Here is a 9925-nt window from a genome sequence, read left to right on the forward strand (position 1 = left end):
ACACCGTCAGACCTCGGCCGACCTGACTACCTCGGCGAGCGCGTCACCGCCAGCCGAGGCCCGGGGCGAGGTCGCTCAGCACCGTCTCCAGGACGTGCGCGCAGTAGTCGACACCGAGCTGGTTGGGGATCGTGAGCAGCAGCGTGTCGGCGGCAGCGACCGCCTCGTCGCGGGCCAGCTCCTCCACCAGGCGGTCGGGCGTTCCGGCGTACGTCTTGCCGAACCGGGCCTTCCCGCCGTCCAGATAGCCGACCTGGTCACCGCCGCCGCCCTCGTGGCCGAAGTAGGCGCGGTCGAGGTCGCTGACCACGGGGAAGATGCTGCGGCTGACCGAGACCCGGGGCTCCCGGGTGTGGCCGGCGTCGGCCCACGCGGTGCGGAAGCGCTCGATCTGCTCGGCCTGGAGCTGGTGGAAGGGCACGCCCGTGTCCTCGCTCAGCAGCGTCGAGCTCATCAGGTTCATCCCCTGGTACGCCGTCCACTCGGCCGTCTGCCGGGTTCCGGCGCCCCACCAGATGCGCTCGCGCAGGCCCTCGGAGTGCGGCTCGATGCGCAGCAGGCCCGGCGGGTTGGGGAACATCGGGCGCGGGCTGGGTTCCGCGAAGCCCTTGCCCTCGAGCACCTCGAGCAGCACACGCGTGTGCTCGCGGGCCATGTCGGCGTGGTCCGTGCCTTCGGGGGGCACGTGGCCGAAGTAGCGGTAGCCGTCGACGACCTGCTCCGGTGACCCGCGGCTGATCCCGAGCTGGAGCCGGCCGTCCGAGATCAGGTCGGCCGCGCCGGCGTCCTCGGCCATGTAGAGCGGGTTCTCGTAGCGCATGTCGATCACGCCGGTCCCGATCTCGATCCGGCTGGTCCGGGCGCCGACCGCCGCGAGCAGCGGGAACGGCGAAGCCAGCTGCTGCGCGAAGTGGTGCACCCGGAAGTAGGCGCCGTCGGCCCCCAGCTCCTCGGCGGCGACCGCGAGGTCGATCGACTGGTGCAGCACGTCGGCGGCCGACCTGGCCTGGGAGTGCGGCGAGTCGGACCAGTGGCCGAACGACAGGAACCCGATCTTCTTCATGTCCAGCGCAACACTGGTTGAACCTTCAAACTTCCCCGTGCCAGACCAGGGACAGACCTGGGCCACTGTTCACCGGTCGGCCACCCGGGCGCAGCACCGTGGTCGCGCGGGCCACCCAGCCTGGGTGCATGCGGATCGCTCTCGTGACCGAGAAGTTCTATCCCGCCGTCGACGGCACCACGACCACGCTGAAGGCCGTGGCCGACCGCCTCGTCGACACCGGGCACTCGGTCCGGATCATCGCCCCGGCCCCCGGCCTGACCACCTACCGCGGCTGTGACGTGGTGAGGGTCCGCCCGCTGGAGCCGGTGGGCGCGCAGGTGCGCGCCGCGCTCGACGACTTCGCCCCGGACCTGGTCCACGTCACCTCGCCCGGCTCGCTCGGTCGCAAGGCGCTGAAGCACGCTCAGCGCACCGGACTCGCCTCGCTCGTGGTCGAGCAGTCGGCGGTCCTCGACCTGACCTCGGACTACTGGCGCGCCAAGGTGGCGGCCCGTGCCGACCGGGTCCTGGTCACCTCGTCCTGGATGGTGGACCGCGCCGCCGAGTTCGGCGTCGAGGCCGGCCTCTGGCGCCCCGGTGTCGACACCGCGGCGTTCACCCCTGCCCTGCGCGACGACTGGCTGCACTCCTCCTGGTCGCGCTCCCGCTCGCGCGACGTGCCGCTCGTGGTCGTCGGCTACGTCGGCAGCCTGCACAAGCGCCACGGCGTACGGCGGCTCGCGTCGCTGGCGTCCCTGCCCGGCATCCGGCCGGTCGTCATCGGCGACGGACCCCAGCGCGGGTGGCTCGAGGAGCGGCTGCCCGACGCCAAGTTCACCGGGACGCTCGCGACCGGGGACCTGACCGTGGCGCTGCCCACCCTCGACGTGCTGTTGCACCCCGGCGAGCACGAGACCTGCAGCCACGCGCTGCGCGAGGCCGCCGCCAGCGGCGTACCCGTCGTCGCACCCCGCTCGGGAGGTGCGACCGACGTGGTCCGCAACCTGGAGACGGGGCTCCTGCACGAGCCCGGCGACGCCGCCTTCCTGCGCGCCGTCGAGGCCGTCGCGGCCGATCGCCACCGCGGTCTGCTCGGCGCGCGCGGCCGCGAGCTCGCCCTGGAACGGTCCTGGAGCGACGCGGTCGACGAGCTGGTCTCGGTCATGTCGCAGGTAAAGAGCGCGTTTTCACCCATATGATGCCCGCGTGCGTGAGATCGCGCCTGGAGTTCAGCTCCTGGGGGGGCGCCCGCCCCACATGGTCAACTGTTACCTGGTCGGCGACGTCCTCGTCGACGCAGGCACCCCCGGCGCGCGCCGGCGCCTGCTGAGGGAGCTCTCGGGCCACCGCGTCAGCGCCCACGCCGTCACCCACGCCCACCCCGACCACTTCGGCTCCAGCCGCGCGGTCTGCGAGGCCATGGACCTGCCGCTGTGGTGCGGCGCCAAGGACGCCGAGGCGATCGAGACCGCCACCCCGGTGATCGGGCCGGGGATCGTGCCCAAGCTGCTGGCGAAGATGCCCAAGGTCCCGTCGTACGCCGTGTCGCGCGGCCTGGTCGAGGGAGACGAGGTCGCGGGGTTCGAGGTGCTCGACGTACCCGGCCACTCCCCCGGCCACATCGCCCTGTGGCGCGAGTCCGACCGGGTGCTGATCGCCGGCGACGTGTTCTTCCACTTCGGCCGGGTGAGCGCGCCCTGGTCGTTCCTGACCGCCGACGTGGCCGTCAACCGCGAGTCGATGCGCCGGCTGGCGTCGCTGCGCCCGGCGATCGCGCTGTTCGGCCACGGGCCGCCGCTGCGCGACCCCGACGTACTCGAACGAGTGGCCCAGTGATGGGCACAGCGGTGAGGCGCCCGTGAGCTCCGCCTCCGAGATCCTCGAGCGCGACAGCGAGCTGGTCCGGATCGCCGCGGCCCTCGACTCGGCCACCAAGGGGTCCGGGCGCGTCATCGTGATCGAGGGCGAGGCCGGGATCGGCAAGACGGCGCTGGTGCGCGAGACCCGTGAGCTGGCGCAGCAGCGGGGGTTCGGGCGGCTCCAGGCGACGGGCGACGAGACCGAGACCGCGATGGCGTGGGGCGTCGTGCGGCAGATGGTGGAGCGGTCCGTGTCGCGCTACAGCGGCGCCGTCCGCAGCGCGATCCTGGACGGTCCCGCGGGTGCTGCGCTGCAGGCGCTCGACGTGGCACCCGACAGCAACGCCGCCGACGCCGAGATCGCCCGCACGCTGCATGCCCTGTGGTGGGTGGCCATCGACCTGTCGTCGACGCGGCCGCTGTTGATCACCGTCGACGACGCACAGTGGGCCGACCAGCCGTCGCTGCGGTTCCTGGGCTACCTCGCGCGCCGGATCGCCGACCTGCCGATCGCGCTGGTCGTCGCGACCCGTCCGCCCTCGGGTGGCAGCGGACCACTGACCGAGCTCACGGTGTCGCCACAGGTCGAGCGGCTGCTGCCCGACCCGCTCTCCCCCGTGGCGGTCGCCGCCTTCCACACCCCCGACGGTGTGGTGCCGTGCCCCGAGGTCGTCGAGGCGATGCACGCCGCGTGCGGCGGCAACCCGTTCCTGACCGGGGCCCTGCTCGACGAGCTCAGCAGCGCCGGCCACAACGTCGGGCTGCTCTCGACCGCCCAGGCCATCGGCGGTCTGGGGCCGGCCACGATCTCGCGCGCCATGCTCAGCCGGCTCTCCCCCGACGCGCTCGCCCTGGCCGGAGCAGCGGCGGTGCTCGGCCTCGAGGCCAGCCCGTGGCTCGCCGCCCGAGTCGCGCCGGTCTCCGCCGAGGCGCTCCCCCACGCCGTGGAGTCCCTGGTGCGCGCCAACGTCCTGATCGGCGGGGTCGACGGCCTCACGTTCGTGCACCCCGTCATCCGCGAGGCGACGGTCGCGGCGCTCGGACCGCTCCAGACCTCCGCGATGCACGCCCGCGCCGTCCTCGAGCTGCATGCGCGCCAGGCCCCGGCCCGCCAGCTCGCTCCGCACCTGCTCGCCGCACCGGTCGGCACCCTGCCCGACGCGGCCGAGCTGTTGGCCCGGGCCGCCTCCGAGTCGTCCGCCGCCGGCGACCGGTCGGTCGCCGCCGCGTGCCTGGAGCGGGCACTCGTGGAGCGCCCGGGCGACGCGCTGCTCCGCGCCCGGCTGGGCCACACGCTGCTCCGGGCGGGACGACCTCACGAGGCCCGTGAGCACCTGCGCGCCTCGGTCGCGTCGGCCGGCAGCGACGGGGACGCCCAGCAGCGCGCCGAGCTGCAGTCGGCCGTCACCCAGGCCACCCTCGCCGTCGACGGCGCGGAGGTCGCGGTCGACGAGCTGGTCGAGGCGCTGGCGGCGTGGCCGCCGGTCGAGCAGGAGCCCGCACGGCTGCTGCTCGAGGCACGCCTCGGGGTGACCCGCTCCTTCGTCGCGGCGCAGCGCCGGGTCGCCGGCGAGCACCTCCAGCAGTTCGCCCACCTGGCCGGCGCCACCCCGCAGGAGCGCACGCTGCTCGCGCTCCTGGCCCAGCGCGGCCGCTACGAGGGGGCCTCCCACCTCGAGATCGCCGACCTGGCCCGCCGCGCGCTGTCCGAGGGCGCCCTGTTCGACGACGCCGCCCGCGGCGAGGGGCTCGTCGGCTGGGTGCTCGCGATGATGTCGCTGATCACCGCCGACGCTCTCCCGGAGGCCAGGACCGAGATCGACCGGGCGCTGACCCGGGTCGTCCGGGCCGGGTCGCCGCTCGACTTCGCCATGGTCGCCAACTGCGCGATGGTCGCCGCCTGGCGCACCGGTGACGTCGCGGCCACCGAGGCCGAGGCCGAGGCCGTCGTCGCCGCCATCCAGCACGAGCCCGAGGGCCCCGAGGTCCTCTCGCTTCGTGCCACCGCCGCCCACATGGGTGGCTACACCGCGCTCGAGCGCCGCGACCTCCCCGCCGCCCGGGCCTGGATTGACGACTTCGACGCGCAGGCCCGGGAGCTGCGCGTCATCCCGATGCTGTGGCTCCACGAGCTGCGCTCCCGGATCAGCCTCGCCGCGGACGACCCGCACGGCGCGCTCCAGCACCTCGACACCCTCCAGCGCGAGGCGCGGGAGGCCGACGTCGATCCCACCGCCCTGGCCTGGCGGCTGCCGGCCGCGGTCGCCTACTCACGGCTCGGCGACGACGAGCGGGCCCGCGCCACGCTCGACGACCACCTCGCCCTCGCGCGCCGCAGCGGAGCTCCGGGCGACCTCGGTGCCGCGATGCGGGTCGCGGCGCGATTCGAGCCCGACGCCGCGGTGCGGGAGGGGCTGCTCGCCGAGGCGACCGTCGTACTCGAGAACAGCCCGGACCGGCTCGAGCAGGCCAAGTCCCTGGTCGACCTCGCCGAGACGCAACGCGCCCTCAGGCGCCGCACCGAGTCCCGCGAGCTGCTCACCCGGGCCGCCGACCTCGCCCTGGCCTGCGGCGCCACGGCGCTGCAGACGCGGATCGCGGGAGCCCTTCAGGCACTGGGCGACCGACCGCGCCGCCTGATCGCCCCCGGTCCCGAGTCGCTCACCGCGAGCGAGCGGCGCGTGGCGTCGCTGGCCGTGTCCGGGCGCAGCAACCGCGACATCGCGCACGAGCTCTTCGTCTCGCCCAAGACGGTCGAGAACCACCTCGGGCGGGTCTACACCAAGCTCGGCATCGCCAACCGGCGCGAGCTCGCCGGGGCCCTCGGTTGACGTAAGGGCACCCTAACCGGGGCTATGTCACACCACCCGTGGTCATTACCCACGGGTACCAGCACTAAAGTGCGTTGCTGTGGCAATGACGACTCGACCAACCCTGGTAAAGGGCTCGCGCGCATCGCGCTCGACGATCGCGCTGAAGATGCTGATGGCCGTCAGCGGCGTCCTCTTCATCGGCTTCGTGCTGGCGCACATGTACGGCAACCTCAAGGCCTTCGGGGGGCACGACTCGTTCAACGAGTACGCCTACCACCTGCGGGTCATCGGCGAGCCGCTGCTGCCGCACGAGGGCTTCCTCTGGCTGTTTCGCATCGGCCTGCTCGCCGCCATCATCGTCCACGTGGGCTGCGCCGTGGCCCTGTGGCGCCGCGCCGGCAAGGCCCGCACCGTCAAGTACGTCGTGACGAAGAACAAGGCCTCGTCCGTCTCCTCGCGCACCATGCGCTGGGGCGGCCTGACGATCCTGGTCTTCATCATCTGGCACCTGCTCAACTTCACGATCGTCAAGGTCAACCCCAACACCGGCGACACCGGGTCCGCGGCCGGCGACCCCTACAACCTGCTGGTCGACACCTTCGACGTGTGGTGGATGACGGTGATCTACCTCGTCGCGCTGGTCGCGCTGGGGATGCACCTGCACCACGGGATCTGGAGCTCGGCCCAGACGCTCGGCCTCACCAACAACGACCGGGCCCGGCGCAACGCCAAGGCCATCGGCGCGATCCTCGCGATCGTCGTCGCCGGCGGCTTCTCGCTGGTCCCGATCTTCGTCCTCGCCGGCGTCATCACCAAGTAAGGAAGCTGCAGCGACGTGACTGACATGCCCGACACCACCAACACGTTCGACTCGTCCCACACGATGCACGTGGACGACGACTACGACGACGCGGCCGGCTACTACGTCGACGGCGACCCGATCGCCGACACCAAGGCGCCCCAGGGTCCCCTCGAGGAGCGCTGGGACACCCGGCAGTTCGAGGCCCGCATCGCCAACCCCGCCAACCGCCGCCGGCTCTCGGTGATCGTGGTCGGCACGGGTCTGGCCGGAGCGGCCGCCGCCGCCACGCTCGGCGAGGCCGGCTACGTCGTGAAGTCCTTCTGCTACCAGGACTCCCCGCGCCGTGCCCACTCGATCGCGGCCCAGGGCGGCATCAACGCGGCCAAGAACTACAAGGGCGACGGCGACTCCGTCTTCCGCCTCTTCTACGACACGATCAAGGGCGGCGATTACCGCGCTCGCGAGTCCAACGTCTACCGGCTCGCCCAGGTCAGCCGCAACATCATCGACCAGTGCGTCGCGCAGGGCGTCCCGTTCGCGCGTGAGTACGGCGGCCTCCTCGACAACCGCTCCTTCGGCGGCGTCCAGGTCTCCCGCACGTTCTACGCCCGCGGCCAGACCGGCCAGCAACTGCTGATCGGCGCCTACCAGGCCCTCGAGCGCCAGGTCGCCGCCGGCACGGTCAAGTGCTACTCGCGCCACGAGATGGTCGAGCTGATCGTCGTCGACGGACGGGCCCGCGGCATCATCGTGCGCGACCTGGTCACCGGCGAGATCGAGACCTACTTCGCCGATGTCGTCGTGCTCGCCAACGGCGGCTACGGCAACGTCTTCTTCCTCTCCACCAACGCCATGGGCTCCAACGTCACGGCGAGCTGGCGCGCCCACCGCAAGGGCGCCCTGATGGCCAACCCCTGCTACACGCAGATCCACCCGACCTGCATCCCGGTCTCCGGCTCCCACCAGTCCAAGCTCACGCTGATGAGCGAGTCGCTGCGCAACGACGGCCGGATCTGGGTGCCGAAGAAGAAGGCCGACTGCGAGAAGAACCCGCGCGACATCCCCGAGGAGGACCGCGACTACTACCTCGAGCGGATCTACCCGGCGTTCGGCAACCTGGTCCCCCGCGACATCGCGAGCCGCCAGGCCAAGAACATGTGCGACGAGGGCCGCGGCGTCGGCCCCGAGGTCGACGGCGTACGGCGTGGTGTCTACCTCGACTTCGCCGACGCGATGGAGCGCCTCGGCCACGACGCGATCGCGGAGAAGTACGGCAACCTCTTCGACATGTACGCCCGGATCACCGGCGAGGACCCCTACACGACCCCGATGCGCATCTACCCGGCCGTGCACTACGTCATGGGCGGCCTCTGGGTCGACTACGACCTGCAGTCGACGATCCCGGGGCTGTTCGTGACGGGCGAGGCCAACTTCTCCGACCACGGCGCCAACCGTCTCGGCGCCTCGGCGCTGATGCAGGGTCTGGCCGACGGCTACTTCGTGCTGCCCAACACGATCCGCGACTACCTCGCGGAGGGCCCGTTCGACAAGGTGGCCGAGGACGACCCCGCCGTGGTCGAGGCCCAGCAGTCGGTGCAGGCGCAGATCGACAAGTTCATGAACACCAACGGCACCCGCAGCGTGGACTCCTACCACCGCGAGCTCGGCAACATCATGTGGGAGTACTGCGGCATGGAGCGCACCGCCGACGGCCTGAAGAAGGCGATCGACCTGATCCGCTCGCTGCGTGACGACTTCTGGCGCAACGTGAAGGTGCTCGGCTCCGCCGAGACGATGAACCAGTCGCTCGAGCGGGCCGGACGCGTCGCCGACTTCTTCGAGCTCGGCGAGCTCATGTGCATCGACGCCCTCAACCGGCGCGAGTCCTGCGGCGGTCACTTCCGCGGCGAGTCGCAGACCGATGAGGGCGAGGCGCTGCGCCACGACGGCAAGTACGCCTACGTCGCGGCCTGGGAGTGGACCGGCCTCGATGAGAAGCCGGTGCTGCACAAGGAGAACCTCGAGTACGAGTTCGTCGAGATGAAGCAGCGCAGCTACAAGTGAGCCGGCCGACCTGCCTTCACCACCACCTGCCGCATCCCTGCGGCCGACCTTCGAGCGGAATCTGACACGTGAAACTCACCCTCAACATCTGGCGGCAGGCCGACAGCGCGTCGCCGGGCAAGATCCACAACTACGAGCTCGACGAAGTCTCGGAGGACATGTCCTTCCTCGAGATGCTCGACGTGCTCAACGAGGAGCTCAACGCGAAGGGTGAGGAGCCGATCGCGTTCGACTCCGACTGCCGCGAGGGCATCTGCGGCATGTGCGGCCTGATGATCAACGGTGAGGCCCACGGCCCCGAGGTCACCACCACCTGCCAGCTGCACATGCGCTCCTTCAAGGACGGCGACTCGATCACGGTCGAGCCCTGGCGCGCCGACGCCTTCCCCGTCGTGAAGGACCTCGTGGTCGACCGTGGCGCCCTCGACCGGATCATCGCGCAGGGCGGCTACATCTCGGTCAACACCGGCGCCGCCCCCGACGCCCACGCCACCCCGGTGCCCAAGGACAAGGCCGACCGCGCCTTCGAGGCGGCTGCCTGCATCGGCTGCGGCGCCTGCGTCGCCGCCTGCCCCAACGGCTCGGCCTCGCTGTTCCTCGGCGCCAAGATCACCCACCTCGGCGAGCTGCCGCAGGGCCAGGCCGAGCGCGACTCCCGCGTCGTCAACATGGTCGGCCAGCACGACCACGAGGGCTTCGGCGGCTGCACCAACATCGGCGAGTGCACCGCCGCCTGCCCCAAGGAGATCCCGCTCGACGTGATCTCCCGCCTCAACTGGGACCTCCACGCCGCCCTCCGCCACGGCAAGTAGGGCTTCACCCGCGACTCCACGTTGACCCGCCCGAAACTTTCGGGCGGGTCAACGGGTGGATTCAAGCGGTGGATGCAACACCGTGTGGATCGTGTGGCTGTGAGAGTAGTTCGTCGAGGGCCTCGGCCGGGGTCTTGAACCCAAGTCGTTTGCGGGGCCGGTTGTTGAGCTTCCTCGCGACGTGCTCGAGGTAGTCGGGGGCGTAGACCGAGAGGTCGGTGCCTTTGGGGAAGTACTGGCGCAACAGACCGTTGGTGTTCTCGTTGGTCCCGCGCTGCCAGGGCGAGTGGGGATCACAGAAGTAGATGTCGAGATCGGTCGCAGCGGCGATCTGGACGTGGTTGGCCATCTCGCTTCCCTGGTCCCAGGTCATGGTCTTGCGCAGGGTTTCTGGGAGCCGGCTCATCGCTTCGATCATCGCTTCAGCGACAGCGTCCGCGCCGTGATTCTCGGGTAGGTGGAGCAGGGCCACGAACCCGGTCGTCCTCTCGACCAGGGTCCCGATCGCAGACTTCGAGTACGCCCCCACG

8 protein-coding genes are annotated in these 9925 nt (G+C 71.4%); 6 read left to right on the forward strand and 2 right to left on the reverse strand.

Annotation, left to right across the window (positions count from 1 at the left end; all coding sequences use genetic code 11):
- Positions 1–43: 43 nt before the first annotated feature.
- Positions 44–1063: an LLM class flavin-dependent oxidoreductase gene (locus BLR90_RS20295; protein ID WP_091027056.1), complete on the reverse strand. Its 1020-nt coding sequence runs from the start codon at positions 1061–1063 to the stop codon at positions 44–46.
- Between the two features lie 128 nt (positions 1064–1191).
- On the opposite strand from BLR90_RS20295, the gene BLR90_RS20300 reads away from it, so the two are divergent.
- From BLR90_RS20300 to BLR90_RS20325, 6 genes are all read left to right on the forward strand, one after another.
- On the forward strand, positions 1192–2244 hold the full coding sequence (locus BLR90_RS20300) for a glycosyltransferase (RefSeq protein WP_091027057.1): 1053 nt from the start codon (positions 1192–1194) through the stop codon (positions 2242–2244).
- Positions 2245–2251: 7 nt separating this feature from the next.
- Positions 2252–2881: an MBL fold metallo-hydrolase gene (locus BLR90_RS20305; protein WP_091027058.1), complete on the forward strand. Its 630-nt coding sequence runs from the start codon at positions 2252–2254 to the stop codon at positions 2879–2881.
- 22 nt (positions 2882–2903) lie between these two features.
- Entirely contained in the window at positions 2904–5735 is a 2832-nt protein-coding gene (locus BLR90_RS20310; protein ID WP_170254407.1) for a helix-turn-helix transcriptional regulator, read from the forward strand.
- 85 nt (positions 5736–5820) lie between these two features.
- On the forward strand, positions 5821–6537 hold the full coding sequence (locus BLR90_RS20315; protein ID WP_091027059.1) for a succinate dehydrogenase cytochrome b subunit: 717 nt from the start codon (positions 5821–5823) through the stop codon (positions 6535–6537).
- A 63-nt stretch (positions 6538–6600) separates the two neighbouring features.
- Entirely contained in the window at positions 6601–8583 is a 1983-nt protein-coding gene (locus BLR90_RS20320) for a fumarate reductase/succinate dehydrogenase flavoprotein subunit (RefSeq protein ID WP_218029490.1), read from the forward strand.
- A gap of 68 nt (positions 8584–8651) precedes the next feature.
- The gene (locus BLR90_RS20325) at positions 8652–9395 is read left to right on the forward strand and encodes a succinate dehydrogenase/fumarate reductase iron-sulfur subunit (RefSeq protein ID WP_091027061.1); all 744 of its coding nucleotides are present in this window, start codon (positions 8652–8654) and stop codon (positions 9393–9395) included.
- 61 nt (positions 9396–9456) lie between these two features.
- Here BLR90_RS20325 and BLR90_RS20330 read toward each other — a convergent pair.
- Positions 9457–9925: IS30 family transposase (locus BLR90_RS20330; protein WP_143016291.1), on the reverse strand; the 469-nt coding region annotated here is incomplete at its 5' end.

This window comes from Nocardioides szechwanensis (genome assembly GCF_900103935.1).
GTDB classification, from domain to species: Bacteria; Actinomycetota; Actinomycetes; order Propionibacteriales; family Nocardioidaceae; genus Nocardioides; species Nocardioides szechwanensis.

Bases quoted from the DNA above. Each gene is read 5' to 3' on its own strand.
- BLR90_RS20295 (WP_091027056.1), bottom strand. From the start codon at position 1,063: ATGAAGAAGATCGGGTTCCTGTCGTTCGGCCACTGGTCCGACTCGCCG.
- BLR90_RS20300 (WP_091027057.1), top strand. From the start codon at position 1,192: ATGCGGATCGCTCTCGTGACCGAGAAGTTCTATCCCGCCGTCGACGGC.
- BLR90_RS20315 (WP_091027059.1), top strand. From the start codon at position 5,821: ATGACGACTCGACCAACCCTGGTAAAGGGCTCGCGCGCATCGCGCTCG.
- BLR90_RS20320 (WP_218029490.1), top strand. From the start codon at position 6,601: ATGCACGTGGACGACGACTACGACGACGCGGCCGGCTACTACGTCGAC.